Annotated in this window: 23 protein-coding genes and 1 tRNA gene; 6 read left to right on the forward strand and 18 right to left on the reverse strand. The window is 53.9% G+C overall.

Annotation, left to right across the window (positions count from 1 at the left end; translation table 11 throughout):
• Positions 1–94 precede the first annotated feature (94 nt).
• Complete coding sequence (locus tag BUB55_RS01370; RefSeq protein ID WP_234971748.1) at positions 95–1,684, forward strand: DNA internalization-related competence protein ComEC/Rec2; 1,590 nt, start codon at positions 95–97, stop codon at positions 1,682–1,684.
• Here the strand turns inward: BUB55_RS01370 and hisN are convergent.
• On the reverse strand, positions 1,681–2,481 hold the full coding sequence (hisN, locus tag BUB55_RS01375) for a histidinol-phosphatase (protein ID WP_073187519.1): 801 nt from the start codon (positions 2,479–2,481) through the stop codon (positions 1,681–1,683). The two genes, BUB55_RS01370 and hisN, sit on opposite strands and share 4 nt — an antisense overlap.
• Complete coding sequence (hisC, locus tag BUB55_RS01380) at positions 2,481–3,566, reverse strand: histidinol-phosphate transaminase (protein ID WP_073187522.1); 1,086 nt, start codon at positions 3,564–3,566, stop codon at positions 2,481–2,483. The genes hisN and hisC overlap by 1 nt, the downstream gene beginning before the upstream one ends.
• Before the next feature lie 63 nt (positions 3,567–3,629).
• Here hisC and BUB55_RS01385 point away from each other — a divergent pair, with 63 nt between their 5' ends.
• Positions 3,630–4,328: a hypothetical protein gene (locus BUB55_RS01385; protein ID WP_073187524.1), complete on the forward strand. Its 699-nt coding sequence runs from the start codon at positions 3,630–3,632 to the stop codon at positions 4,326–4,328.
• Between the two features lie 5 nt (positions 4,329–4,333).
• On the opposite strand, the gene BUB55_RS01390 is transcribed toward BUB55_RS01385, so the two are convergent.
• Complete coding sequence (locus BUB55_RS01390; protein WP_073187526.1) at positions 4,334–6,886, reverse strand: ATP-dependent Clp protease ATP-binding subunit; 2,553 nt, start codon at positions 6,884–6,886, stop codon at positions 4,334–4,336.
• Between the two features lie 245 nt (positions 6,887–7,131).
• Here BUB55_RS01390 and BUB55_RS01395 point away from each other — a divergent pair, with 245 nt between their 5' ends.
• Positions 7,132–8,013 carry a glycoside hydrolase family 11 protein gene (locus BUB55_RS01395; RefSeq protein WP_083596810.1) on the forward strand — a complete coding sequence of 294 codons (882 nt, stop codon included), beginning with the start codon at positions 7,132–7,134 and terminating at the stop codon, positions 8,011–8,013.
• 340 nt (positions 8,014–8,353) lie between these two features.
• Here the strand turns inward: BUB55_RS01395 and BUB55_RS01400 are convergent, their stop codons facing one another.
• From BUB55_RS01400 to BUB55_RS01465, 14 genes are all read right to left on the reverse strand, one after another.
• Positions 8,354–9,745, reverse strand: a complete 1,392-nt coding sequence (locus tag BUB55_RS01400) for a TldD/PmbA family protein (RefSeq protein ID WP_073187530.1) — start codon at positions 9,743–9,745, stop codon at positions 8,354–8,356.
• A complete protein-coding gene (gene hisF, locus BUB55_RS01405) occupies positions 9,746–10,537 on the reverse strand; it encodes an imidazole glycerol phosphate synthase subunit HisF (protein ID WP_073187531.1) in 792 nt (263 codons plus the stop codon).
• A 41-nt stretch (positions 10,538–10,578) separates the two neighbouring features.
• Positions 10,579–10,902 carry a thioredoxin gene (trxA, locus tag BUB55_RS01410; protein WP_073187533.1) on the reverse strand — a complete coding sequence of 108 codons (324 nt, stop codon included), beginning with the start codon at positions 10,900–10,902 and terminating at the stop codon, positions 10,579–10,581.
• A gap of 33 nt (positions 10,903–10,935) precedes the next feature.
• A complete protein-coding gene (locus BUB55_RS01415) occupies positions 10,936–11,619 on the reverse strand; it encodes a hypothetical protein (protein WP_073187535.1) in 684 nt (227 codons plus the stop codon).
• 55 nt (positions 11,620–11,674) lie between these two features.
• Positions 11,675–13,345, reverse strand: coding sequence for a PCMD domain-containing protein (locus BUB55_RS01420; protein WP_143152841.1), 1,671 nt, complete (start codon positions 13,343–13,345; stop codon positions 11,675–11,677).
• A 10-nt stretch (positions 13,346–13,355) separates the two neighbouring features.
• The gene (locus BUB55_RS01425; RefSeq protein WP_143152842.1) at positions 13,356–14,144 is read right to left on the reverse strand and encodes a hypothetical protein; all 789 of its coding nucleotides are present in this window, start codon (positions 14,142–14,144) and stop codon (positions 13,356–13,358) included.
• Positions 14,145–14,206: 62 nt separating this feature from the next.
• Entirely contained in the window at positions 14,207–15,736 is a 1,530-nt protein-coding gene (locus tag BUB55_RS01430) for an FISUMP domain-containing protein (RefSeq protein ID WP_083596811.1), read from the reverse strand.
• 47 nt (positions 15,737–15,783) lie between these two features.
• On the reverse strand, positions 15,784–16,710 hold the full coding sequence (locus BUB55_RS01435) for a nickel/cobalt transporter (RefSeq protein WP_073187543.1): 927 nt from the start codon (positions 16,708–16,710) through the stop codon (positions 15,784–15,786).
• 20 nt (positions 16,711–16,730) lie between these two features.
• Positions 16,731–17,327, reverse strand: a complete 597-nt coding sequence (locus BUB55_RS01440) for a DUF1007 family protein (protein WP_083596813.1) — start codon at positions 17,325–17,327, stop codon at positions 16,731–16,733.
• Between the two features lie 29 nt (positions 17,328–17,356).
• Positions 17,357–18,964 (reverse strand): hypothetical protein, encoded by a 1,608-nt coding sequence (locus BUB55_RS01445; protein ID WP_143152843.1) that lies wholly within the window; start codon positions 18,962–18,964, stop codon positions 17,357–17,359.
• A 43-nt stretch (positions 18,965–19,007) separates the two neighbouring features.
• The gene (locus BUB55_RS01450; RefSeq protein ID WP_234971749.1) at positions 19,008–19,775 is read right to left on the reverse strand and encodes an RsmB/NOP family class I SAM-dependent RNA methyltransferase; all 768 of its coding nucleotides are present in this window, start codon (positions 19,773–19,775) and stop codon (positions 19,008–19,010) included.
• A 125-nt stretch (positions 19,776–19,900) separates the two neighbouring features.
• A tRNA-Gln gene (locus BUB55_RS01455) sits at positions 19,901–19,971 on the reverse strand.
• Between the two features lie 55 nt (positions 19,972–20,026).
• Positions 20,027–21,457, reverse strand: coding sequence for a hypothetical protein (locus BUB55_RS01460; protein ID WP_073187549.1), 1,431 nt, complete (start codon positions 21,455–21,457; stop codon positions 20,027–20,029).
• Entirely contained in the window at positions 21,457–22,311 is an 855-nt protein-coding gene (locus tag BUB55_RS01465; RefSeq protein WP_073187551.1) for a TIGR02147 family protein, read from the reverse strand. Before BUB55_RS01465 ends, BUB55_RS01460 begins: the two co-directional genes overlap by 1 nt.
• A gap of 314 nt (positions 22,312–22,625) precedes the next feature.
• On the opposite strand from BUB55_RS01465, the gene BUB55_RS01470 reads away from it, so the two are divergent.
• From BUB55_RS01470 to BUB55_RS01480, 3 genes are all read left to right on the forward strand, one after another.
• A complete protein-coding gene (locus tag BUB55_RS01470; RefSeq protein ID WP_073187553.1) occupies positions 22,626–23,402 on the forward strand; it encodes an alpha/beta hydrolase in 777 nt (258 codons plus the stop codon).
• Between the two features lie 198 nt (positions 23,403–23,600).
• The gene (locus BUB55_RS01475) at positions 23,601–24,284 is read left to right on the forward strand and encodes a hypothetical protein (protein WP_073187555.1); all 684 of its coding nucleotides are present in this window, start codon (positions 23,601–23,603) and stop codon (positions 24,282–24,284) included.
• Between the two features lie 13 nt (positions 24,285–24,297).
• Positions 24,298–24,732, forward strand: a complete 435-nt coding sequence (locus tag BUB55_RS01480) for a hypothetical protein (RefSeq protein WP_073187557.1) — start codon at positions 24,298–24,300, stop codon at positions 24,730–24,732.
• Positions 24,733–24,734: 2 nt separating this feature from the next.
• Here the strand turns inward: BUB55_RS01480 and BUB55_RS01485 are convergent, their stop codons facing one another.
• A complete protein-coding gene (locus BUB55_RS01485) occupies positions 24,735–25,454 on the reverse strand; it encodes a UDP-2,3-diacylglucosamine diphosphatase (RefSeq protein ID WP_073187559.1) in 720 nt (239 codons plus the stop codon).
• Positions 25,455–25,478 lie beyond the last annotated feature (24 nt).

A 25,478-nucleotide genomic window follows, 5' to 3' on the forward strand; every position in this document is an offset into this window, starting at 1 on the left:
GTCTCCTACACTTGGGAAACTAGTGCATTTTATAGTGCACGTTCACGTTTTAGCCCAATAACTGCGCATACTATATGGAAGTAGTGGGTTCCACGTGGTGCTCCTGGCGGGGATGCTCATGGTATTCTTGAAGGCGACCGGCCTCCCCCACAAGGTGGTGCGCATCGCCGCCATCGTCCTCCTGTTCATCTACATTCCCATAACCGGAGGCTCGCCCGCAGTGAGACGCGCCGTACTGATGTTCGCCGTGCCGCAGCTGGGGGCATTGCTGCAACGCCCCGCAAACACCCTGAACAGCCTCGGCGTCGCCCTGCTGTTCATCTTGATTCCCAACCCGGGCGTGCTCTGGAATCCCGGTTTCCAGTTTTCGGTCACCGCCACCATGGGAATCCTTATCGGTGGTCCGATAAACCCACTCCAAAAACTTCCCGAAGCACTCACCAAAAACAAATGGTGGATGCGTTTTCAAAATTTCATCCTAAACCCCACATATGTTACTTTATGCGCAACCCTTTCAACCGCCCCGTTCCTAATACACCATTTCAAGACGCTCTCCCCCGTCGCCTGGCTCGGCAACATCGTTGTCGTACCCGCCATTTCGTGGGGTATGCAGGCGGGGCTCTTTGCCCTCTTGAGCCCTGTCGATTTTTTGCGGCAGCACTTTTGCTATGCGGCAGGGTTCTTTTTGCGCATCGCAAGTCTCCTCACCCGGATGCTCTCGGACTCCTCGGAAGCCTCCATCACGGTAGGGCCCTTCGCGCCGGCGGAGCTCCTCATTTTGGGAATTCTCTTTTTGCTGATTCCCATGATGAGGAAAAACGCCATCGCCCGCGCCTACGCCCTTATAAGCGTCCTTGTGTTCGCCTTCCTCTTTTGCTTTGGCGCCTACAGGGAGATTGTCCACCCCACATGGAAACTCGCCATCATCGACATCGGTCAGGGCGACAGCATCCTCATCACGACGCCCTCGGGCAAAAACCTACTGGTGGACACCGGTCCCAATGACAAGCGCGACTCCGGTAAAGACATCATTGTCCCATACCTGCACCACATTGGCGTCATGCGGCTGGACGCCCTCATCATCTCGCACCCTGACGCCGACCATTTCGGCGGTGCCAAGGCCATCATCAAGTCATTCCCCGTAAAGGAGGTCTGGATTACCGAATGCGCAAGGACCGAACCCAAAAGCGCCTGGCTCAGTACCTTGGCGGAGGCCGCCGACAGGGGCATCCTCATCAGGGACATCCGGCGCGGCTTCACTTGGAAGGAACGACTGTTCGAACTCCATGCCGTCCACCCGCAGCCCAACGAATGCGTCGAGACCAACGAGGGGAGTATCACCCTCCGCGCCAAGGGACTCGGACATTCCGCCGTACTCACCGGCGACCTCACGACCGCCGGCGAAAAAGAAATCCTCCGCACGGGAGCCTACCTCAAAAGCGATGTTCTAAAACTGGGCCACCACGGAAGTAAAACCTCGAGCAGCGTGCTTTTTTTAAATGCGGTAAATCCCCGCCTGGCGCTGATTTCCAGTGGGCGCCACAACCGGTTCCGGCACCCACACAAGCAGGTGACAAGGCGGCTGGATTCTTTAGGGATACCTTACCTGAATACGGCGACGAGCGGAACCATCACCGTCAAGTTCACGCCCGACACCATGCTCATAAACACGATGTGGAACTAGTTGTTCATCAAGCGCAGGACTTCTTCGTGCAGGAGCCCGTTCGTCGCAATGCTCGTGAAGCCTTCGTAAATCGGCGCCGTGGGTTTTCCGCTTGCGTCAAAGAGTTCAGTCTTGCCGTCAATGGTGCTGAACTTGCCGCCAGCCTCCTGCAAAAGGAGCGGGAACGGGGCAATGTCCCAGAGCGAAACGACCGGGTCTAGCATAATATCGGCGCGGCCGGCGGTCACCAGGTAGTAGCCGTAGCAATCGCCCCACCCGCGGTAGAGCTTGGCGCTGCGGCGAAGTTGAGTAAAGCCTTCACCAAAACCTTTGGTCTCCATGGTGTTCACCGTACCCGAGAGCACAGTGGCGTCTTTGAGAGCCGCGGTCTTGGAGCAATGACACGGCTTTCCGTCCAAAAAGGCGCCACCGCCGTTCACCGCCCACACCGCCGTATTCATCGCCGGGATGCGGATCACAGAACAAACGGGAACGTTGCGCTTGTAAAGCGCAATCAACGTACCGAACAGCGGCACACCATGCACAAACGACTTGGTGCCGTCAATCGGGTCAATGACCCACTGGTATTCGGCATCGGGGCTCTCGATCCCGAACTCCTCGCCAATCACGCCAAAGCCCGGAGTCTCCTTGGCCCAAAACATGCGGGCGACTTCTTCGGTGCTCTTGTCGGCGATGGTCACCGGCGTATTGTCGGCCTTCCACTCGACGCCCACATCCGCCTGGTAATACTTGAGGATGTTCGCCTGGGCAAGCTCTGCCGTCTTGAGGGCAATCTTCAAAAGTTCCTGGTTTTCCATTAGCCTACCCACTTTTTGACGAGAGCCACCAAAAATTCATTTTCTTCGGCCTTGCCGATGGTCACCCGGATGTACTCCGGCATGTCGAAGCTTGTGAGACCGCGAACAATCATGCCGTTCTGTTCAAGGAAACCCACCAGTTCCTTGGCGCGTTCACCAATGCGCACGCAAATAAAGTTGCCCTGCGTGGGGAGCACCTTGAAACCGAGTCCTTCAAACGCCGCAGTCAACATCTTGATGCCAGCCGCATTCAGCGCGCGGGTAGCCTCCACGTGATCGGCATCGCCGAGAGCCGCCACCGCGGCTACCTGCGCAGCCTGGTTCACGTCAAACGGGGGCTTGATTTTCCACATGGCACGGACAACGTCTTCGCTCGACATGGCATAACCAATGCGCAAGCCTGCCAAGCCGTAAATCTTGCTAAAAGTGCGGTTCACAAACAAGTTGGGGAAGTCCTTAAGGAGGGCGGCTGTTTTGGGGAAATCCGTCGCCGTGGCAAATTCCGCATACGCTTCGTCCAAAAACACGAGCACATTTTGCGGCACCATCTTCATAAAATCACGGATCTCGGCATCGCTATAGTAATGCCCCGTCGGGTTGTTGGGGCTGCAAATAAACACCACGCGGGTATTGCCGTCAATTGCCTTGGCAAGTTCCGCAAGGGAGGTCTTCGCTTCGCCCTCGCCCACGCCAATAAAGTCGGCGCCGTTCGAGAGTGTCGTGAACTTGTACACCGAAAAAGTCGGCGTAATGCCCACGCAGTTGTCACCCTGGCGGATAAACGCCTTGCCCACCATGTCAATGATTTCGTCGGAGCCATTGCCAATAATGATCTGCGAAGTCTTCACGGAGTACTTCTTCGCAATCGTGTCAATAAGCTTCGGGGCGTCGCCACGCGGGTACAGGTGCAAGCTGTCGGCAATCTGGTGGAATGCCTCGACCGCCTTCGGGGATGCCCCGAGCGGGTTCTCGTTGCTTGCCAGTTTTACAACCCGGTCAAGTCCATAGCGTTCACGGATCTCCTCAATGGATTTACCGGGAACATAATCGCTGAGTTTCGAAAGTTCAGGACGCGGTTCGACCATAATTACCTCTTTTACAACACCAAATTTAGAATATTAACCGACAATAATTTAAATTTGAAGCGTATGAAGCGCCTCGCCATAGTCCTGTTCGCCATTCTCGCGGTAAATGCCTTTGCGTTGGACCCCATTTGGCGCATGCACTACACGCTAGGGCCCGACAGCCACCACGCCCCCACCTTTGCGGCCGGAGCTGGCGTCAGCACCAACTTCGACGACAACATGCTGATTCCCGTCAGTTTTTGGGGCATGGTCTCCAACGACATCGACATTGGCGGCAAACTCGATATTTTTGAATACGACGAAATGAGTCATGTTCAAATTTCCGTTGACGTGGGTGGGCGCTACTGGGTTGGCAAAACCAGCTTTTTGGAAGTCGACGGTTATTTTGGACTGAACCGCAACAACGGAAGCGCCGTAGTAGCCTCGTACGGCTACGAACAGTTCATCGCCAAGAGTTTCTCGAACTTCTATGAATTCCGTGCCGGCTTCCTGAACGGTGTCACCGGCAACGGCGGCTACGTCAAGTTCGCCACGGGCATGACCCCGACCCTTTACTTTGGGAATTTCTTTAGGACCATGATTGAAATCAACATGTCCGAGAGCATAGGACACCTCCAAGACGACTTCATGATTGACATCGTCCCCAAGCTGGAACTGTCATTCAGCCGCATCCGTTTGCGCCTCGACATAGACCTGGGCATTATGCAAGAAAAGAACAACGATCAAAAGACCGCTGCTCTTTATGCGATATTCGTATTTTAATCCCGTTACTTCACCGTAAATGCGGTGCCGTCGTAGTCGATGACCACCGGCTTTGCCGCACTCACGTCTCCGGCGAGGATGGCGTGGCTCAGCGGGCGTTCCACGTTCCTTTCCAGGTAACGCTGGATCGGACGTGCGCCGAATTCCGGCTGGTAAGCGCCATCGGCGATGGCATCGAGCGCCTTGTCGGTCAGCGTGAGCTGCAAATCCTGACGGGCGGCGCGTTCGGCGAGCCCCTTGAATTTGAGCTTCACGATGTCACGAATCTGCGGCTTCGTCAAGCTCTGGAACACCAGCACTTCGTCCAGGCGGTTCAGGAATTCCGGCCTGAAGAAGCCGCGGAGTTCCGGCTCGATTTCCTTCAAGGTCACAGGCTTTGCATCGCCCGCGCGGTTCTGGAAGTGCGCGGCGCCCAGGTTCGACGTCATGAGAATCAAGGTGTTCTTGAAATTCACGGTACGACCCTTGCCATCGGTCAAACGACCGTCGTCAAGCACCTGCAACAGCGTGTTGAACACATCGGGGTGAGCCTTCTCGATTTCGTCGAGCAGAATCACGCAGTACGGATGCGTACGCACGGCTTCGGTCAGCTGGCCGCCTTCTTCGTAGCCCACGTATCCCGGAGGCGCACCGATCAAGCGGCTCACGCTATGCTTTTCCATGTATTCGCTCATGTCGATACGCACCAGCGCGTTCTCGTCGTCGAACAGTTCCACGGCGAGCGCCTTCGCAAGTTCCGTCTTGCCCACACCCGTGGGGCCCAGGAACAAGAAGCTACCAATCGGCGCATTCTCGCGGCTAAGTCCACTACGGTTACGGAGTATTGCTTCCGAAACCGCTTCCACGGCTTCGTCCTGGCCAATCACGCGGGCATGCAGGCGCTCGTCCAGGTGCAACAACTTGGCCTTTTCGCCTTCGCAAAGCTTCGTGACAGGGATTCCGGTCCAGCGGCTCACCACGAGGGCAATCGTCTCTTCGGTCACCTCTTCGCTCAGGTCGCTGTCGCTGGCGGACTTCTTGATTTCTTCCGTCTTCGCGGCGATTTCCTTTTCGAGATTCACAATCTTGTTGTACTTGAGTTCGGCGGCACGGTTCAAGTCGTAGCGGGCTTCGGCCTGCTCCATCTCGTCCTTCGCCTGCTGCAAGGATTTCTTAAGCCCCTGCAACTCGGCGTTTTTCGCGCGTCTCTCCTGCCAACGGTCCTGCATCAGCTTGACTGCAGCATCCGTCGTCGCGAGTTCTTCACGCAACTCTTTCAGGCGCTTTACGCTGGTGTCGTCGGTTTCCTTCGCCAAGGCCTGCTCCTCGATTTTCATCTGGAGTTCCTTACGCTGCAAGGTGTCCAAGGCTTCGGATACGGTATCCATCTGCGTCTTCACAAGGCTAGCCGCCTCGTCAATCAGGTCGATAGCCTTGTCCGGCAAGAAACGGTCGCTGATGTAGCGGTTCGAAAGTTTCACGGCCGCCACGAGCGCGTTGTCGTGCAGACGCACGCCATGGTGCGCATCAAAGCCATCCTTGATGCCACGCAGAATCGAAATCGATTCCTCTTCGCTCGGCTCGTCAACCTGCACGGGCTGGAAACGGCGTTCCAAGGCGGAATCCTTCTCAATGTACTTGCGGTATTCCTGCGTGGTGGTGGCACCGATGCAGTGCAGTTCGCCACGGGCGAGTTTCGGCTTGAGCATGTTGCCCAGGTCCATAGAACCCTCGGTCTTGCCTGCACCCACGATGGTGTGGATTTCATCGATGAACAGCAAGGTATTGCCGTCTTCTTCAAGTGCATCGAGCACAGCTTTCAAACGTTCTTCGAAATCGCCGCGGTACTTTGCGCCCGCCATCAAGGCAGACAAATCGAGCGCAAACAACTTCTTGCCCTTCAGAGCGTCAGGCACATCGCCGCGATAGATTCGCTCGGCGAGCCCTTCCACAATGGCGGTCTTACCCACGCCCGGTTCACCGACTAGGCACGGGTTGTTTTTCGTCTTACGGCTCAAAATCAAGATGACACGGCGGATTTCCTCTTCACGGCCAATCACCGGCGAGAGTTTTCCGTCGGCAGCCATTTCCACAAGCTCACGGCCGTAGAGTTTCAGCGGAGACTGTTCCTCGGCATTGGCAGCACCCGCAAACGGGTCCGACAGCCAGGTTTCCACGACTTCCACGGAACCAAGCGCATCTTCGAACACTTTCGCAAGGCCACGGTCGCCCGAGAATTTCATCAAGGCCACGAGCATGTCGCCCGGGGTCACCATGCGGTTCACCTGACGCGCCGCCTGCACAGAGGCACGCAAAATACGGTTCAAGTCGTTATCAGGTTCCACGTCGGGGTTCACGCCTTCCATACGCGGAATCTTCTGCACGAACGGTTCCAGCTTGCCGCGGAGCTCGTTCGTCTTCGCGCCCTTCGACTTGTAGAGTTTCTTCAGGGTGGCATCCGGGCCTTCGACTAGCCCCACGGCCAAATGTGCCGCACCCAGGTAGGAATGCGAGCAACGGTCGCGCAGGCTCTGCGCCTTCGCCAACACCTTTTCTGCATCGTTATTAAAATCGGACATGGATTTACCTTCTTTTTATTTTTACCGCATCCTAGATGCAAAACCCGTGCCAAGGGTCATTTTTCGGCAAAAAACGCCCCAAACACCGTAAAAACGGCAATTTTCGCCGTAAAAAAGCAAAAAATGTCGCATTTTTCAGCGGCAATTTTTCAAAATAAAACACGCAGGCGTTTAATTCCGCATAAATAAAGATATATTCAGAAAGCAGGTCTTACAGGGACTCTTTATGAGCCGAGGTTAAGCACATGAAGAAGAATCTAGTGGGTTTAGGAATCGCCCTCACCATGGGCTTGGCTACGACTATCTATGCGGAAAGGTGTCCTAACGCATGGCCCGCGGAGGGCGAAAACTACGCCTCTGGCACGATAGACGGTACAAACTACAGTTACGAAGTCTGGCGCGATGGCTACAATGCTTATTTGGAGTGCTACGATGATGGCGGCTACTTAGTTTACTCCAAGGTCGCGGACGCTATCGTGCGCTTTGGTCCCAAGTTCGACGAGCCAAAGACCTTCGACCAGCACGGCAATTTTTCTGCGGACTACAAGTTTCGCACAAAAGGCGGCGGCTTCGGCACCCCCTTTTTCCTGGTCGGCATCCAGGGCAATACCACCGAGCCGAAAACCGAATTCTATATCATAGACTACTGGATAATCAGAGATACAGCCGACACATCAGCTTTCGGAACCAGGCTCGGCGAATTCACCGTCGATGGCGACACCTACGACATCTGGCAGAACACCGCCAACAACTACTTGAGCGCCCAGGGCGACATATCGTACAAGCGGTATTTCAGCATTCGCCGCACCGTACGCGACAGCGGCCACATCGACATTACCGCACACTTCAAGAAGTGGGAAGAGCTCGGCCTGAAGGTGGGCAAGATAACCGATGTCATGGCGCTTGTAGAAGCGAGCAAAGGGGAAAGCAGCATCAACTTTTTTCAAATTGACTACTTCAACATCACCGAATCGGCAGACACTACCGGCGAAACGACAGCCATTTCAAGGCGCGCAAGCCTACCGCTCCTAAAGGGCGATGCCCGTGTGTTCGACATGCAGGGCCGCTACCTCGGCACCGGCGAAAAGAAGATTAGCCCTGCCGTCAGGACCGTGAAGAAAAGATAATTTCAACAGCCAGAAAGGTCCCCGTCGAACTGATACCAAATCAGTACGATGCCTGAATTTTCCCCACTCAATTGCAAACATTTCGCAACAATCTGCAAAAAAAGCCCCCTACGCAACCCTTTTTTCCCTTCAAAAAGCCTCTTTTCTGTGTTTTTTAGGCAAGTAGCGCCGTTGTAGGTGTTGTAAACCTTTACAATGGAAATTGACCGTACTACTCTCGCAGTACATATTTAGAATCTATCTTATAGACATAAATCCAAACATCCCATACACCAACAACGGCATCTCCTCGCGGGGTGCCGTTGTTTTTTTGTTCTTTTTTTTTAGAAATGATTGGAGGCTAGCGCCCACCGACCAATATCTGGTCTACCTTGATGCTCGGCTGGCCAACCGTCACGGGAATATGGCCCGAACTGGCCCCGCAAACGCCTGCAGCCTGTTCAAAGTCGGTGCCAACCATGCTAATACGCGGCATAATTTCGTGGCCCTTTCCGATCAACGTAGCTCCGCGGACGGGTTCGCAAATCTTGCCATTGCGGATAACATAACCTTCATCGACCGCGAAGTTGAATTCGCCCGTCGCCGGGTTCACCGAACCGCCCGCCATGCGTGCCGCATAGAGGCCGTTATCGACGCTCGCGATCATGGAATCGAGCGAATCTTTGCCCGGAGCAATAAAGGTATTGCGCATACGGCTCACGGGGGCGTACTTGTAGCTTTCACGGCGGGCACTTCCCGTACGGGCAATCCCCACTTCGGCGGCTCCCACGCGGTCGCTCATATACGTCTTCAAGATGCCATTTTCAATCAAGACGGTGCGCTGCGTGGGCATTCCCTCGTCATCGTACTTGAGGCTCCCCCACACGCCGTCCATCGTGCCGTCGTCAATCGCCGTAAGGCAGGGCTGGCCAATCGCCTCGCCAATCTTGCCGCAGAACGGGCTTGCCCCGCGCCGTACGGATTCCGTTTCGAGCGGATGCCCGCAGGCTTCATGGAATATCACGCCACCAAAGCCGTTGCCCATCACCACGGGCATCTGTCCGCCGGTAATGTATCCGGCATCGAGCATGCGCAGCACGCGTTCGGCGCACACCGTGGCAAGGTTCTCCGGGGAGTAACCTTCCAAAAGTTCGTAACCACCGAGCGCCCCGGGAGCCTCGTGCGTCGTCAGGCGTTCGGAGCCGTCCGTCGCAGTGACATTCACGTTCACGCGGAGGCGGCTGCGGCTCATTTCCAGGTGCAAACCTTCGCTGTTCATGAGCGTAATCTGAGAACAGCAGTCCGTAACGCTCGCGCCGACCTGCGCAATCTTCGGAGACAGTGCGCGGGCGGCCTTGTCGGCACGGAACAGAAAATCCTGCTTTATAGCCTGTCCCAAGACGCGCGGGTCCTTGTAGGCAGCCGCATTGAAATCGCAAATACGCTTCTCGGGAGCGAATTCGAACGAAGCGTTCGACGGGCCAACGGCGGCAGCAATTCGCCCGAAAGCAAGCGTCTTGACTAGCTTAACCAAAGCCTCTTCGCTGTCATCGCTCGTGAAGCCATAAAGTACCTCGGTACCGTAAAGCAGGCGCACGCCTATGCCGTATTCGGTACCTGCGGTCGCCGTCTCAATCTGGCTGCTTTTGATGCCCAGGCTCGAGCTACGGGTCTCTTCTTCAAAAATCTCAACAAAATCGGCACCGGCGCTGCGGCCCGCCTCAAAAATCTTTACAGCGACTTCCGGGTTCACTTAAACTTCTCCGTTCATCTTTTTACGCACGGGAATCCCCGCCTTGAGCATTTCGCCCTTGATGCCCGGGACCGTGTAATCGCCAAAGTGCACCATCGAGGCGACCAGGGCCGCATCGGCACTGGTCTTGCGGAACAGGTCCACAATGTGCTCCGGCGTGCCCGCGCCACCGCTTGCAATCACAGGCACCTGCACCGCTTTCGCAATCATGTCGGTAATGCAGAGCTCGTAGCCGTTCTTTACGCCATCGGTATCGATAGAGTTGAGGCAAATCTCGCCCACTCCCAGGTCTTCGGCCTTCTTGGCCCATTCAAGGGCGTCAATGCCCATGGCCTGGCGTCCACCGCGGATATAGACCTCGTAACCGCTCGGAATCTTTTCGGAAACGCCCACGAACTTGGCGTCCATGCCCAGCACCACGCACTGGCGCCCAAAGGCCTTCGCCCCCTCGGCAATGATCTCGGGATGGAGAACGGCCAAACTGTTCACGCTCACCTTCTCGGCACCGGCAAGCAGCGCCTGGTGCATGTCGTCGAGGTTGCGGATGCCGCCACCCACCGCGAACGGGATAAACACGCGTTTCGCTATCTGGCGGATCATTTCCATGTCGCAGGGGCGGTTCTCGGCGCTCGCGGTAATATCGTAAAAAACGAGTTCGTCCACACCGTCGTCGCTATAGCGGGCTCCCATCTCCACGGGGTCGCCAATATCGATATTGCCCTTAAATTTCACGCCCTTCGTCACCTTGCGGTCACGAACATCCAAGCACACAATCAAACGTTTGGTAAGCATAGTTCAAAAATAGAAAAAAGCCCGCCGAGGCGGGCTCCATTCTAAAGGTTCTTGTCGATTACGCCCTTGAGCGTCGCCTTGGGCACGGCGCCCACGACGTTGCCGACCTCGACCCCATTCTTGAAGAGCTTCATGTTGGGGATGTTGGTAATGCCAAAGCGCATGCAAATGTCGCGGGAACCGTCGGCATCCACGTCCATCTTGGCGATGATCGCCTTGTCCTTGTACTCGTCGGCGAGTTCGTCGATAATCGGGCCCATCATTTGGCACGGACGGCACCAAGTCGCCCAAAAGTCCACAAAGACCAACTGGCCAGAACTGATGGCTTTATCAAAATTTTCTGCGGTAAGGTGAATAGCAGGCATAATGTTCCCCAGTTTTTCTTTAAAATAGCAAATTTAGAAGGCGAATCCCATCATGAAGTTGATGGTATAGCCAAAACCAATCGCCGTGACATCTTCCACGTCGTCCTCGTTTTCGCCCTTGGCGGTATAGCTCGAGTAGCCGTAGCCAACATCGCTGGCCAAAGTGAAATGGCCATCCAGGAACTTGTAACCCACAACCACATAGAAACCGAACCCGTCTACAGAAACCGATTCGTCATCGGAATGGTCATGTTCGTACTCGTAGTCCAGACCCAAGTGCATATACTCGAACTCCGGTTCCACGTACACGCCCTTGTGCCCGCCGTTAAGATAGTAGCGGACGCCACCCATAATGCCGAACATGTAGAGTTCCAGATTCTCATCGTCGTCATCGTCCGTAAACTCGGCGTCCAATACGTAGGGGCGTAAAATAAACGAGAAATTTTCCGTTATGCCGGCTTCAAACGTAAGGTACACCATCGGGATATCGATTAGGGAGAAAATGAAAAGGGAAATCGGGTGGATCGAGATGGCAAAGCGGTTCTCATTGCTTTTGACCTCGTTGATGTTCACCACCGGGGTCTCGGGGGCAGGCGCTCCCGAAGTGTACTGGGACATGTCCTCGTACTGGGTTTCTTCGGTAGGAGCGGGAGCATAGGCATCCTGAGCAAAAGAAATAACTGCCGACGCCAAAAAGAGAACAATCCATTTTTTCATAAGAATTCCTTGTTAAGCACCCGTAAAGTTAGAATAATGCTATAAAATGTCAATATCAATAAATCAGGCGCATCCAGTCCACAACGAGGGTCGCGCCCTTTTTACCCACGTAAAAGTTCCCGGCGGCGCTTGACGCCATCACCACGCGCACGTGCGTCACGGTTTCCGATCCGTCCCCCTGGACCAGGGCGTTGTTGATGGCGCTCTTGTTCTTGGAGCGGAGTCCCTCGGCAAACACCGACGAATTCTCGATGGGGGACCCTTCCAGCGGTTCCCCGTACTTGAGTTTGAGACGCACCGTGCGAAACCCTCCGTCACGGGCTTCTGAAACGTCCACCACATCGGGATTTTCACGGCCCGTATTGTCGCCGGTGGTCGAGCGGAACCACGCCGAGGCAACCAGCGTGTTCACATCGCTTGCCTTGCGGTCCACGTTGCGGTCGCCGGTCCTGTTTTCCAAAAGAATATAGAGGTCGCAGCTGTCGCCCAGCCCCTCGTACGAGAAGGCGAACTCCACGTATTCGGGACGTGCCGCGAACTTGCGCCCAAAGTTGATGAGTTCATTGCCGTCAGGCCAGGTAGAGGAACTGGCCATAGAAAGAGTGCTTACATTATTGGGGTTGAAGTCCGCCGTGTAAAGGCTTCCGCTAGCCACCTTGCCCAACAATTCATTCGTCGCCATCTTTGCCCCGATGACTCCGTTCGAGGAATACTTGGTGGTGGTCGTCAAAACCGTATTCGCGTTGTTCCAAATGCTGTCGGGCTGCGAGTCGTCGCTTTTCCATGTATCGAAGTCGGATCCCGGCAACTGATAGCCAGCCTTGACGGTGTAAGTCCTTTTTGCCTTACCAAGCGAAACAGTCACTTCCTTGTTGCCGCTAAAGTCGTAGGTTTCATTCAGTTCAATATCGCACTCGGCACCTTCCGTGATTTCGAGCTCAGTCACTTCCAGGTCGCTCAGGTCGACCCGGAAACCGAGGGAATCTACATGCCAGTGGTACATCATTTTGCCGTCCACATCAAAGCTATCCAACTCGGCGGCCACTCCGGCAATTTTCAGCGAGAGGATTTCGGGCATCTCCCCCCGTTCTTCTGCAGAACTGGAACACTCGGGCTCTTCTCCTGAGGAACTGCTGGAACCGTCCTTAGAGCTACTAGACTTGTCTGTTGAATCGCTCGACTTTGTCGTGGAGCTGCTCGACTTGTCTTTTTCCGAACTGCTGGACGTTTCCTTCGCCGAACTACTGGACTTCGCCTTGGAGCTGCTTGATTTCGGTTCTGCGCCCGGTATGACAAATTCAATTTTCCACAGGCTGGGATTCCCGCTCTCGGACAAAATAACGACATAAACTACCTGGTCGTCAGGAATCCCTATTTTATCACCCTTGCTCAACGCCGTACTGGAATAGGTGACCTTTTTCGCCAGGGAATCCAGCGCCGCGGAATCGGAGGGGAACTCGTCCATCTCGCCACGCACCAGGTGGAAAGTTGCAAAATGGCTCATATCGATAAAGTCAATCGTTACCGATTCCCACGGGTCCTCATCCTCCCCCCGTTCTTCCAGCGTTACCTTGATTCGATGTTCATCGGCATAGACCATAGCAGAACCATCCTGCCCAACAAACCCAATGTCGTCCATCTTGTTGTAGTCCGATTCGCCAAAAGTGTCATAATCGGCGGAACACCCTACCAGCACAAGAACAAGAGCCAATAGATAGTAATACATCTTGCGCCTCCTAGAAGAAGTATACCAGCGAGAAGTCCAGCGCCAGCAGGTTGATGGTGAAATTCACAATGTTGTAATTGATTGTACTGCGGGTCTCGTCATTTTCCTCAACCTCAATAATATTGGAACTCAACCCCAAAAGTCCCACCGAAGTTTCAAAGGCAAACCGGTTGAGGACCATAATGCAAAGTCCCGGATTGATACCCGCCTTGATGGACCAGGAGCGGTTACGCGTCTTGGTGATTTCTTCACCGTCGTCCGTTTGCGAGATCCCGTAAGAGTACTCCACCGAGATGGAAGTCTCGTTAAAGAAATAAATTATATGGGAATCAAAGACCTTCAGGTAGTTTTTGAGGAAGGGCTGAATGAAGAACCCGTTACTCACGTACTGGCTGTGTTGCGCCAAGTCGAGAACATCCTCCATAAAAGCGAAATCGATATCGAACCAGGTCCTGGAATAACCCACATGCGCCCCCAACGCCATGGCGTCCCTCAAAAAATACCCGCCAAAAAGTTCCGCCGTAAACGTATAGCCTTCGCCCTCGTAAACATCGCCTATGAGAATATTCAGGGGGTCGTCCGCCGACTCCGCCTGGATAAGCGAGAGCGTGGCTCCACTAAAAATGCGCCCCCGCGAAATGGCCTCGTCCTTGTTTACAGGAATCAAGGCGTCAAAAAGGCCTCCCGCCTTCTTTTTTTCGGCAGGAGCCGGCGAACTCGTTTCGGCCTTGGGAGCCTCTTGCGCAAAAGCCCCCTGGAACAGGACAAGGGTCAACAATACAAGAATAAAACGGGTCATACCCATAAAATAAAAGAAAACTCCCCAAAAGGGGGAGCTTTTTTCGCATTTATTGTTCCAAATCACTTACGGACGGCATCCAAGACCTGTTTTTCGCTCAAAATGCAACGCACGCCGTACCCGTATCTTTTTTCGTAGTTCTGCTTTTGAAGGCCGGCCCCCTGGAAATACCACTCCGTGGCTCCAAGGGAATTGGCCTCCGTCGAAGTCCAGTAACGGGCCACATCATCGGAACGAGCCAAATGATATTCGGAGAATTCCCCTGTCGGGTAAGCCGAAAAGCCGGATTCATCCCGTGTCGAGCAGACGCGTCCCATTTCTTGAGCATCCTTCGAAATCAGGACGCACACGGACGTTTCCATTTTTTGGCTTGTAGCCAATAGGGTCGCCCAATCCTCGGTCGAAGGCAACTTCCAGCCGGCAGGGCATGCGCTATTGGCTGCATCAAAATCGTACAGGCAGCCACTGGCCGAATCCTTTTCTACGAAGGGACAAGTGGAATAACCGTCCTCGGTTTCCGCAAACCGCAGGTTCTCGGCCATCCACACCTGTTCACCAATCACAACGACACGGTACACGTTGCCGTCGCGGGCGTCCGTAAAGGCGTTGCAATCGTCGCAGTCGCCGGCCTTGGTCAAAAGACCCGACTTCCAGGTCGCCATGAACTCGTCGTACTCCGCGACTGGTACAATCTTCGAAATTGAACTGCTGGAGGCTTCGACACTGGACGAAGAAACCTTCTCGCTGGACGAGGAAAATTCCTCACTGGATGACGAGAACATCGCGCTGGAAGAAGACAACATGCTTGAAGAAGAGACTACGCTGGACGAGGAACTGCGCTTTTCGCTGGACGAGGAAATTTTTTCGGATTCCACGTAGGTATCGAGCCTTACATCATCTGCATCAGCTACACACCGCACCGCATAGCCCATTTTTTTGTCATATTCCTGCGAACCCCATACGGCGCTCGCGCTTGTAGTGAGAATGTACCATTCCACGGCGGCACTGCTATTCGCTTCGGTAGCGCTCCAATAGCGGGCGTAATCATCCGTTTTTAAAGTGCTAAAATATTCGCCGGTCGCCACGAGATTAAAGGAATCCTTGACCGACTCCCATTCCGACTTGATGGTTTTCCACTCATAATCTAGGGGCAAGTGCCATCCCTTGGGGCAGGTGGAATCGCCAGTGGCAGCCGCATAGGTATAGAGGCGCCCAGACTTTCCGCAATTAGAGCCTTTCCCGTCAATGCACCAGGAGCTATTCATCAAGTACGAAACCTTGGACACGTCGTAATAGTTCAGGTTGTCGGCCATCCAAACCAGGTCTCCGACTTGAACCACGCGGTAAACGTGCCCGTCGCGCTCATCGGTAAAGGCGTTGAATTTGGCATCCTGCGCCAACGAGGAACTGGTCGTTTTACTTGACGACGAAGAGCTTTTGAGCTGCGCATCACTTGACGAGAAGGGGGAACTCAGGTTCTCCCACGGGTCATCGTTATCGTTGCGATTAGGGCCGAAACTATCGTCATCGCCGCAAGCCGCCAACAAGCCGCCCGCCAGAGCAACCGTCATCCAAAGACCACAAAAACGCATCTTTTGCTACTCCTTTTTTCAAATTTAACAACAGGATCCTGGACGGTTCAGCACCGTCCCGAAAAAACATTGACAAACAGCAGAAGTCCCGACATAAACACGAGAATGCCGCCCACAAGTGCCGCCGCAATGTGGATGTCGCTCGCAAAACGTCCAGAACGGACGGCCCCCTTGTCAATCCCCTTACTCATGGCGACCGCCGCTATACCGAACGAAACATTAGTCACCGTCATGCCGATGCAAATGAAGAGCGCGCCCAAAAGCGAAAGCAGAACCATCGAGTGGAGCAGGCAAAAGAGCACAATCAAGGCGACCGCCGGGCACGGGACGATCCCTGTCACTGCAGCGACAGCCATAATCTCTTTCCACGAGGCAGGAGTCGCGCGGTCCCTTTTTTCTGAGCGACGGAATCGGCGAACCAAGTCCCTTACGGCGATGGCAACAAGCAAAACGCCCGTCAGCATCACCAAGGCGTAGCTCGCCTTCTCAATGTTTTCGCGGGCAAATTCAAACGACGGGAATACCGTCGCCCGCATAACCAGATACAAAATCACAAGCAGCAGAACGGCACTCAGCGTATGGATAAAGGTAATACTCGTCCCCAGGGCAATTCCCTGACGCCACCCACCCTTGCGCGCCAAAAAATAGCCCACCACAATCGACTTGCCATGACCCGGGCCAAGGGCATGGAGGATTCCGTATATGAAGCAGACCGCCAAGAAAGCCCAAATGACGCTCCAGTCGCCCGACTTCATCAGCGAGACTTTTTCGGTAATGACCTCGCGCAACTGCTTTTGGGCATTGGCGAAGCGATCCCAAAGACCAACCTCCTTCACCGCGGCACGGGCGCTTTGCAGTTCGGCAGTCGCCTCGACCTGCGCCGGGGCGTCCGTATTCACGCCCTCCACCGAGAAGCGCTTCTTGGTGGCTCCCGCAAAGAGGGCCACGCAACAAACCAGTACCAATACCAGCATTCGACGCAAGCGCAATCCAGTCATTTCTTTTTATACCTCAAATAAAGCCCTTCTATCTCCGAACGGAATCCGCGAAACAGGGTCAACCCGTCCAGCGCATCCGAAAAATATTCCACCTCGAGCAATTCCGGGGAATCAACGTCCGAATTATCCATGTCCGTCGTCATCTGGATGTAGTTCGACGGGTCCGAGACGACTATGACCAACATGGTGTAGTCCGCCGTCACCGGCACCGAGAAACCCACCGTAAAATCCAGGACCAGTTTGCGGTCCACAATCTTCGCCTTAAAATCCTGGATGCGTTCGGCCTTCAAAAAATCGGACTTGTACTGCACGTAATTGAAGTAATTGTTCTTCTCTATCGGTTCAAGAATCGCCGACTGCATCCAGCTGTTCTCGGAACTCGAGAGTTTGCCGTCCTTGTCCTTATCGGCAGAGGACATCATGGCCGCGCTGTACATTTCGTCGTAAACCCAGTGGTTCTTGATTCCCACAAATCCCTTCTCGCTAAAGAGAGCCTTCACCGTGACATCGGCAAACACGTGCGGGTGTGCCGATGACAACGACGAGAATACAGCCAGCAAGGCAATGGCGAATGTCAAAACATGCCGAGACAAGAATACCCCTGCAGCCTAAACATCCATTGCTAGAACGCGAGTATAAAGCCCGCCGTTAGGAGTCCCAAACCCAAAGCGCCCAGCCCGATGGCGACGCCTCCCTTGATATCCCCGCTGTCGTTCAGGTCATGATTGTCCTTGACCATCTGCTGCGTGTCGGCGCTGGCGAACGCGCTCTTGTTGTACGACTTCTTTTTGTTGGCGGCATCAGTCCAGTCGCTCTCGGCCAGGTACCACATGACGCCACCGGCAATGAAGGGCACAATGGAACCCCACAGGAGCCCGCGACCAATACGACGCTTGCGGCGTTCCGCGTTGAACGCGTTCTGCTGTTCAATGAACTCCAGGTCGTCTAGCACCGGGACCATTTCAACGTTCACGATGTTCGGCATGTAGGCGCGGACTTCGGTCGTGATGCTCGTGTCGCGGTAGCCGACCTTGCGCAAGTGGAGGGTCACCTGCGGCTGCGGATTGATGTCCTCGACCACCACGTCGGTCATGTAGTCAGGGAAAATGTTCACCGTAGGCTCGCGGTCAATAAAGACTTCTACCGCCTCGGGGTCCGTATTGAGCGTAAGTCGCGTGGACGGGCGCTGCACCGGAATTTCGACCTTGTTCAGGCTGTCGGCGTTAATGCGGACAACCGTCGAGCCCCACCACTCCACGTCCTTGAGCACGCGCATCACCGAGATGGTGTACTTGCCCGGGCGGATGTTCTTGATGGTATCGGGCGCCACCTGCTTGAGCGGGATGCCGTTCACAAAGAGCGAGCACGCCTCGGGGTTCGAGACCACAAGCAGGTTCGCATTTCCCGGCGGGTAGAGTTCCATTTTCTCTTCTTCTTCCACAATCACGGGGACCACGTAATTGGAGAGGGAGAGGTCGATCATCACGTTGTCTTCAAGGTTAAAGAGGCGCTTCAAGTCCAATCGGTATATCTTGATGTAGGGGTTCGCGTTGGCGGCCTCGATACTGTCCTGGATCTCGCGCTGGCGAATTTCCGCTTCGACTTTCTCGATTTCCACGCGTTTCTGGCGGGCTTCCTCCTTCTCTAGGGCGGCCTCCAGGTCGTCCGAGGCATCCTGGGCCAGTTCCTCGGCGGCGGCGCGGGCTGCAATGGCGGAATCGCTCTGCGCCGCCATGGAATCCTTAACCGCGTCGGTCATAATGACTTCGACGGTATCCTTCTTGATTTCCTCTTCCTCGTTCTCGTCTTCCTCGACCTCTTGACCGTTGCTCTCCTGGAGGGCAATGCTCGCCTGGTCGTCAATCTTTTCGATCTTCTTCTGCTCCGCTTCGTTCGGGGCCTTCATATAGACCGTATCGTTCTCGATCTTGACGAAAATCGCATCCAGTTCAACAGAATCGCCCATGACCCAGTAACGAACCGGCACTTCTCGCGTTATAGGCGCCGGGGGCGCGGCAGGTGCAACCGAAGACGAAGAAGCCGGGGCGGCGGACTCGGAAGAACCCGGAACAGTAGAATCAGGGGCATCAGAAACAACGGGTGCGACCGTATCGGGGGCAACACTTTCGGGAGCTTCCGCAGGAGCTGCGGCATCCCAATCATCACCTTGAGCCCAAGCGGGCAAAGACACCGCCAGGGCGAAGAACAAAGGAAAAATTTTCTTTATCATACTATAAAGATATATAAAAACACCTCAAGAGGAACGGTCAAAATCAAACGTCGCGTTTCCTGAGCTTGGCACAATATATGGGACCGCAGCCGTGAGTGCGGTCTGGCAACACGTGGACGCCCAGTTCCGTGCGGTCAGCGCCCTCGGGCAATTCTTCAACTTGGACTATTTCCATGGCGGGTCGCTTTTTTAAAATCTTCGCCACCACGGCATCGTTTTCGAGCGGAGCCAGCGCACAAGTGCCGTACACCAGTTCGCCTCCCGGCTTTAAAGCGTCACAGGCCGAAGCCAATAGTGAGCCCTGCTCCACCGAAAGCCTTTTCACTCGCTTGCTGGACCACTCGGCGAGGTGCGTCGGCGAGGCGAGCACGTGCCTATCCGAAGAACACGGGGCGTCCAGCAAAATGCGGTCGTACGACTCCTTTTTGTGAAGGCCGAACTTCACACCGTCGTAACCGGTCACGGTTATGTTCGTGCGCCACTCGGGCGGGAGCGAGTTCTCGAGCACATGCGACAGGCGAATCCGCCTATCCGGGGAGCGGTCGTTGCACTGGAGGCTCCCCTCGCCCTTGAGCATGGAAGCCAGTATCAGGGACTTGCCCCCCGGGGCGGCGCACATGTCCAGAACAGCCATTCCCGGTTCCACCGAGAGGGTTTTCGCGGCAAAGACCGAGGCCTCGTCCAGGTAATACGGCTCCGCGGCGCCGTCGAACCTGAGTTCCACGGCTCTGCCCTCGCCCTTCAAGGCCTCTAAAAGCGCCGGCCAGCGTTCTGCGTACACCTGCTCGAAGTAGTCAAAAAACTCCATCATCCCAAATATAAGAAAAACCCCTGTGTTATAGGCTCCTCGGCACCACACGTACTGAGAGTCCGGTCTCTTTCACAAGCGGTCTTGTAAAACAAGAAAAAGACCTTTGCAAAGCAAAGGTCTTTTTCTTGAGCTACCAGGATTCGAACCTAGACAAACAGAGTCAGAATCTGTTGTGCTACCGTTACACCATAGCTCAGTGTGGGCACAATTTTAGAAAAACTCTTTTAATTGTGCAAGGGGTACCCCCCAAATTATTTCAATGTAGGGGGCGTAAACGTCATCCACTGCTGGTCCAGGGGCTCACCGGCAGGGAGTTCCACATGGGTAATGGTGATGTACTGCTTTAACGGCGTCTTGGAGGTCTGGAGGGCATTCAAAACCTTGGCGTCACCTGTATAGAGAACGACATCCTGGGCTCCAGACGGCAAATCCAAGATTTTGAGCATGTTGCAGGTTACCGCACGAACGAAATGGGCGCTGCCCTTGATGCCAACGACCACGCTAATCGCCATGCAGTTGTCCGTCGAGGCCGTATCCTGCTTGTCAATCGTCAGCCTAACGCCGCTGTTCAAACCCGAGAGGTTGACCAGGGAGTCATTGCCCAGGAAAAGCGTATCGCCCAGGTTCCTGACTTCAGACTCCCTCACGTAACGGCTAAAGCCTCCCTCGGTAATCTTAGAATCCCTGCTCACGCGGCGGTATTCCACGCGGAAACTGTCGTAGGGGACCTCGGGAACCGGCATGTACCAGCGACCCGTACTGTCGGTCACCGTTTGAGCGACAAAAACCGTGGTATCGCCAGAGACCGTCGTGTCGCCAAATACAACGCCGAAACCGTAGATATCGGTAATCACCTGGACTTCCACGCCGGCGCATTCCTTACCGGACTTGCAATAGACCCTTCCGGAGATGCGGGACACGATTTCCTGTTCCTTTTTCTCTTCCTCGATAATGGAATCCACCTTGACCTTGGAACTCCAAATAAACGGACCAGCCACCAAGGTGTCTCCCGCCTTGAGCGTGTCTTCCATGCTCCAGTTGCGGAAAATCAAGGAGTCGGCAAAAGCAGATTCCTCGAGCTTGGACACGATTTGCGGGTCACCCGGGCTGAACGAGAACTGCCAGTAGCCAGCCGGGATCATCATGGAGAAGGAATCCCCCGCGAACACGCTCTGGAAGAACGGAGTCCCCGGCAGGAACACCCTAAAGTGGGAGCCGACCGCCACAGGAGGTTCCGTCAGTTCCTCGTAGTAGAGAACGCTACTGAAAATGGCCGCCTTCTCGAGCTTGATGGAGTCAAACTCGCCGGACTCGGCCGTCGTTTGCGGCAAATAAGAGATTTCGGCAGTATTCGTATCGATGACCGCGAGCTGGAAGGTATCGCCCAGCGCCTTGGAAGTATCGAACGTGAAGGCTCCCGTAGAGTCCGTTTGGGTCTCCACGTATTCAGGGACGTGCATAGCATCCTTAGCATCCACAACAGTAGCCATGCGAACCGTCGCACCCGACGCCACTTTGCCGTTGGAGCGCAGAACCTTGCCCGAGATAAATGCAAGCGTATTGCCCGTATCAGTCACGGTACCGGAAATATTCAATTCGTCGTCGCCCTCGCCCGTAGAGCAGGCAACAAAGGAGGCCATGGCGACCGTCAAAACCGCGAAAGAGTACTTAAGGAAATTCATCAGTCTTCCTCCTTTTCCGTTTCGGGGGGCAAGATTGTCTTTTCCTTGCTCAACGGGAAGAACTGAATGTTCATCTCGCAAACCATCGACTCGCCCTCGTCGGAACGAATAATATCAACGACCTCTTTACGGAACAGATCAATCTTGCTAATGATACGCTCCAACCCCTGGGCCGAGACGCTCATCGTCATACAAGATACATTTCTGCGCTCGGTGCTGTAGTGGTCCAGGGCGTTCTTGCCCAAATCGATCATCTGCTTTTGGAACTGGTGTACAAAAAGCGGGGCAATTTCATTCCCGTTGGTGATCGCCTTGTTCACCGAACGGTAGTAGCCGTTTTCGTCCTCTTCAATCAAACCCATGTTCAGCAAAAGCTGGATGGACTGTTTCGCCTGCGGGAGGGTAATCTTCGGGTTCAGGAACAGCGCCAGTTCCTGGATATTCTTTTCGTTGATGTTTAGAACGGCCAAGGCTTCACGGACAACCACATAGTACCACTTACTGTAGTACTCCTGCTGGTTCTTGGTGATGCTCTTGATGGTGCGTGGGAGCAGAGCCGACATTTGGTCAAAGATCTGCTGCTTTGAGGCGGCGGTCGTCGCGTGCGTGAAGTCGACCATCAAGGTAAAGTAGCGGCCTTCGCGCTCGTTGAGGCCGAGGGCGGCAATAAACTTGGGAAGCATCTGCGGCGTAAGGGACTTACGGCCGCGGATCAAATCCAGATAAAAGCCCGAGGAGGAATACCCGGCTTTTTTGGCAAATGACCTGTATGAAAAATAGCGCTGGACGGACTTACGGTACTCGTAATAGTCCTGCAGGTATTTGCGGTAGTTGTAATAGGCGTATACGTTCATCGTTATGAAAAATAAATTATTCTTTTTTTGGGAACAACCCCCGAGAACGCAAAAAGATATGTAAAAAGTAAAAAACCTTGAATTTTAACAAAAATTAGGGAACGTACTGGGAACACTTTCGTGAACAGGGGCAAAAAAAGAGTACCCATTAAAGAATTTTTTGTCTAATTTTAGGGAACACCCAATCCCATCCCTCGGACCTTCGGTTGTACTCCACCGAAGGTCCTTTTTCGTACCCTAGACTAGGGAGGGCGCAACCCTCCCAAACCCTCCTTTGTCTGCTACAGACTGGTTGATTTTCTATCTTTTTATGCATGAACATAAAGCAGTCGGTCACTGGGCTTTTATTGCGCGGGCTCCGCATCGCGGGCCTCCTACTCGTTATATATGTAAGCATGGTATTCTACCTCGCCCTCACGGAGCGCAGGAACGCCTACCCTCGCGCCATTACCCACACTGAGGCGGAAGCCGCCATCCAAAACACCGCCAACCCAATCACCTGCACACTCGCCGACGGGACGGTTCTTAGCGGCTGGTCCATCGGCAACACACAGGATCCGGTTCTGCTCTACTACCCCGACGCCGACGAAGACGCCGCCCAGTTCCTTGCGGAAGTCCAGCAAATTCAAGGACTTACGCTAGTCTCGTTCAATCTCCGCGGGAGTGCCAGCAACAAGGGAACACCTTCCGCCGACACCTTTGAACCCGACGCCAAGGAAATCGCGGAATGCGCAAGCCAGGTCAACGGACAAAAGCCCGTAGCCCTCGCCGGTCGCGGCACAGGCGCCATTCTCGCCGCAGAACAGCTCGGGGACGGCCAAAAAGTGGTACTAATTGACCCAGTTTTAAGCATTGCCGACGCCATTTCAGACAAATACCGTTTTTTGTACCCCAAATTTTTGGTCCGAGCCAAGGAAAAACTCCCCATCGAAAGGCTCAAAAAACGAATTTCTCAGGTTTTTCTGCTATTTGATCGGCAAACACACTGTGACCGAAATCACAAAGTCATCAGTGAGATTCCTCTAATTCGTGTCAAATATCGACAACAAAGTACACTTTCCGAAGCTTTAAAAAGCATCTTATTTGAATAACAAATCGTCAGCAATCCCTTTATTTATCAACCTTTGAACAAACTCAAAAATTAATTTGTACTAATTTTAAACATTGTATTAAGTACAAAATTTGCTAAAAATCACATTCTTCTTTTTTTATTATAAACTTGCAATTCTATTTGCAATTTGTTAATTTATCGCTAAGAACTAAACTAATTCAAATAAATGAGGTGTATAATGAACAAATTCACAATCAAGATGGACATTCGCGGTTTCATCCGATTCAGCGAAGAAGTTGCCAAGGAGCTTAAGCTCGACAAGAACCCCTATGCAGATATCGAAGTCGACAAAGAGGGCAAGCGCATTGCCGTCACTCCCTGCAAGACCATCAAGACCACTTCCTTCCGTTTTATGCCCAATGGCACCGGCTACCTCCTGTATTTCAAGGGAGCCATGAACGCTGTGGGTTTCAAGGTCGTCACTGGCGCCTACACCATGGTCAAGGAAGGTGGCAAATGTGTATTTACCGGTAAGACACCCGCCAAAAAGAAAGGCTCCTGGGAACTCATCGCCTGCCGCAACTCCGCTGGCATCCCGATGCTCTCCATCGACAGCCGCGGCACCATCATCTTCGACAAGCGCAGCTGCACTGCCGTCGAAACGGTCAAGAACGACACAATGATTGCCGAATACGATACTGCAAAGAAGACCTTCAAGCTGACCTTCAGCAAAAAGGGCTTCATCAACGTCCGTACTATTGCTAGCCACGCCAACGCCTCCTTCATGGGCACGCTTTCCTCCCACGGGATTGCCCTTCCCAAGAAGAGCTTCCGCACCGCTTGCAAAATTGACGGCAAGGTCATCACCTTCAGCGTAGCCCAGCTCATCGCCGACCAGAAGGCTGCGAAGAAGGCCAAGTAAAAAAGGCTAAACCATGTTAGAAGTCTTCAAGGTTTTTTATACCACCCATTATAATTTTGCGGCAGTCACTATACTGCTCCTCATGTTGCTGATATACCTGCTGACGCAAAAGAATTACAGGTGGTGCATAGCTGTTTTTGCAGTGCTGTTGGTTTTCAACGTGCTACTGTACAACCGTACCGAAGGCAAATCCTGGACCATCCTCATTGAATCGCCGGAACCCTCCGACTCCCAATTTTCCAAGCCGCCCGCACAGGAAATGACCTTCTCTGCGCACAAGAATTGGAAGATTGTCGACGACAAGGGCGAAGAACACCACTGGTGCTGGGTCGAAGACTACTGGGAAGTGTTCGCCAATACTGACCTCGTCGCAAAAATCTGGGGTGAGAACTCCAGTAAAAAGATGATGCAGTCCTCCGAAAAGAGGCTGAACACTAACGGCGAATAAACCTACAACGAAACCAATTTCAATCCACCTTCTTCCATGGCGAGGAAGGTGGATTTTTTTATCCACTCGCCGGGCGAGGCGACCGTGCCGTGCTCGGTAGACCAAATACCGGCAATATGGTGATGCCCGTGGATGCAATAATCGCACTTTTCACGAACCAGAACGGAGTCACCCCAATCCAAGTATTCCTCGAGCTTGATTTGACAATTCTCGCCATACTTGCGGCTGTTGCGGCCCACAAAGCGGGCAATCTTCATGCCGGTATCAGGGTGAATTTGGCTAAAGAGCCAACGGTTTAATGGGAAGTCAAGGACCTTCCGCAAAAAACGGTAGCCGCGATCGGACTTGGGCACGCCATCGCCATGGCGGAAATACACCCGCTTGCCCTGGATCTCGAGCATCAACTCTTTGTGGACCGGCACGCCCAATTTTTTTGGAAAAAAATCCCCGTAGGCAAAGTCGTGATTTCCTTGCAGCAAGTGAACCGCGACACCGGACTTGACCAGTTCGGCAAGAACACGCATCAACTCCATGTGTTCCGACGCCACGTAAAAGCTGTACTCGTACCAGAACTCAAACAGGTCACCCACGATGACCACGTGGCTCGCCGCCCCTTTCCACGATTCCAAAAGACGAACGAGTTTTGCCTCCCTGTCGGGAACGCATCCCGGGGGGTCAATACCCAAATGGGCGTCGCAAATGAAGTACGCAGGCAAAGACATCGACCATAATATAACTTGTTCATC

The organism is Fibrobacter sp. UWP2, assembly GCF_900141705.1.
Taxonomy (GTDB): Bacteria; Fibrobacterota; Fibrobacteria; order Fibrobacterales; family Fibrobacteraceae; genus Fibrobacter.

Excerpts from the sequence above, each read along its gene's own strand:
- BUB55_RS01485 (WP_073187559.1), bottom strand. The coding sequence starts at position 25,454 with ATGTCTTTGCCTGCGTACTTCATTTGCGACGCCCATTTGGGTATTGAC.
- BUB55_RS01425 (WP_143152842.1), bottom strand. The coding sequence starts at position 14,144 with ATGACCCGTTTTATTCTTGTATTGTTGACCCTTGTCCTGTTCCAGGGG.
- BUB55_RS01435 (WP_073187543.1), bottom strand. The coding sequence starts at position 16,710 with ATGCTGGTATTGGTACTGGTTTGTTGCGTGGCCCTCTTTGCGGGAGCC.
- BUB55_RS01390 (WP_073187526.1), bottom strand. The coding sequence starts at position 6,886 with ATGTCCGATTTTAATAACGATGCAGAAAAGGTGTTGGCGAAGGCGCAG.
- BUB55_RS01470 (WP_073187553.1), top strand. The coding sequence starts at position 22,626 with ATGAACATAAAGCAGTCGGTCACTGGGCTTTTATTGCGCGGGCTCCGC.
- BUB55_RS01460 (WP_073187549.1), bottom strand. The coding sequence starts at position 21,457 with ATGAATTTCCTTAAGTACTCTTTCGCGGTTTTGACGGTCGCCATGGCC.
- BUB55_RS01480 (WP_073187557.1), top strand. The coding sequence starts at position 24,298 with ATGTTAGAAGTCTTCAAGGTTTTTTATACCACCCATTATAATTTTGCG.
- BUB55_RS01420 (WP_143152841.1), bottom strand. The coding sequence starts at position 13,345 with ATGTATTACTATCTATTGGCTCTTGTTCTTGTGCTGGTAGGGTGTTCC.
- BUB55_RS01415 (WP_073187535.1), bottom strand. The coding sequence starts at position 11,619 with ATGAAAAAATGGATTGTTCTCTTTTTGGCGTCGGCAGTTATTTCTTTT.
- BUB55_RS01430 (WP_083596811.1), bottom strand. The coding sequence starts at position 15,736 with ATGCGTTTTTGTGGTCTTTGGATGACGGTTGCTCTGGCGGGCGGCTTG.
- hisF (WP_073187531.1), bottom strand. The coding sequence starts at position 10,537 with ATGCTTACCAAACGTTTGATTGTGTGCTTGGATGTTCGTGACCGCAAG.
- BUB55_RS01465 (WP_073187551.1), bottom strand. The coding sequence starts at position 22,311 with ATGAACGTATACGCCTATTACAACTACCGCAAATACCTGCAGGACTAT.
- BUB55_RS01395 (WP_083596810.1), top strand. The coding sequence starts at position 7,132 with ATGAAGAAGAATCTAGTGGGTTTAGGAATCGCCCTCACCATGGGCTTG.
- hisN (WP_073187519.1), bottom strand. The coding sequence starts at position 2,481 with ATGGAAAACCAGGAACTTTTGAAGATTGCCCTCAAGACGGCAGAGCTT.
- BUB55_RS01445 (WP_143152843.1), bottom strand. The coding sequence starts at position 18,964 with ATGATAAAGAAAATTTTTCCTTTGTTCTTCGCCCTGGCGGTGTCTTTG.
- BUB55_RS01475 (WP_073187555.1), top strand. The coding sequence starts at position 23,601 with ATGAACAAATTCACAATCAAGATGGACATTCGCGGTTTCATCCGATTC.
- BUB55_RS01450 (WP_234971749.1), bottom strand. The coding sequence starts at position 19,775 with ATGATGGAGTTTTTTGACTACTTCGAGCAGGTGTACGCAGAACGCTGG.
- BUB55_RS01385 (WP_073187524.1), top strand. The coding sequence starts at position 3,630 with ATGAAGCGCCTCGCCATAGTCCTGTTCGCCATTCTCGCGGTAAATGCC.
- trxA (WP_073187533.1), bottom strand. The coding sequence starts at position 10,902 with ATGCCTGCTATTCACCTTACCGCAGAAAATTTTGATAAAGCCATCAGT.
- hisC (WP_073187522.1), bottom strand. The coding sequence starts at position 3,566 with ATGGTCGAACCGCGTCCTGAACTTTCGAAACTCAGCGATTATGTTCCC.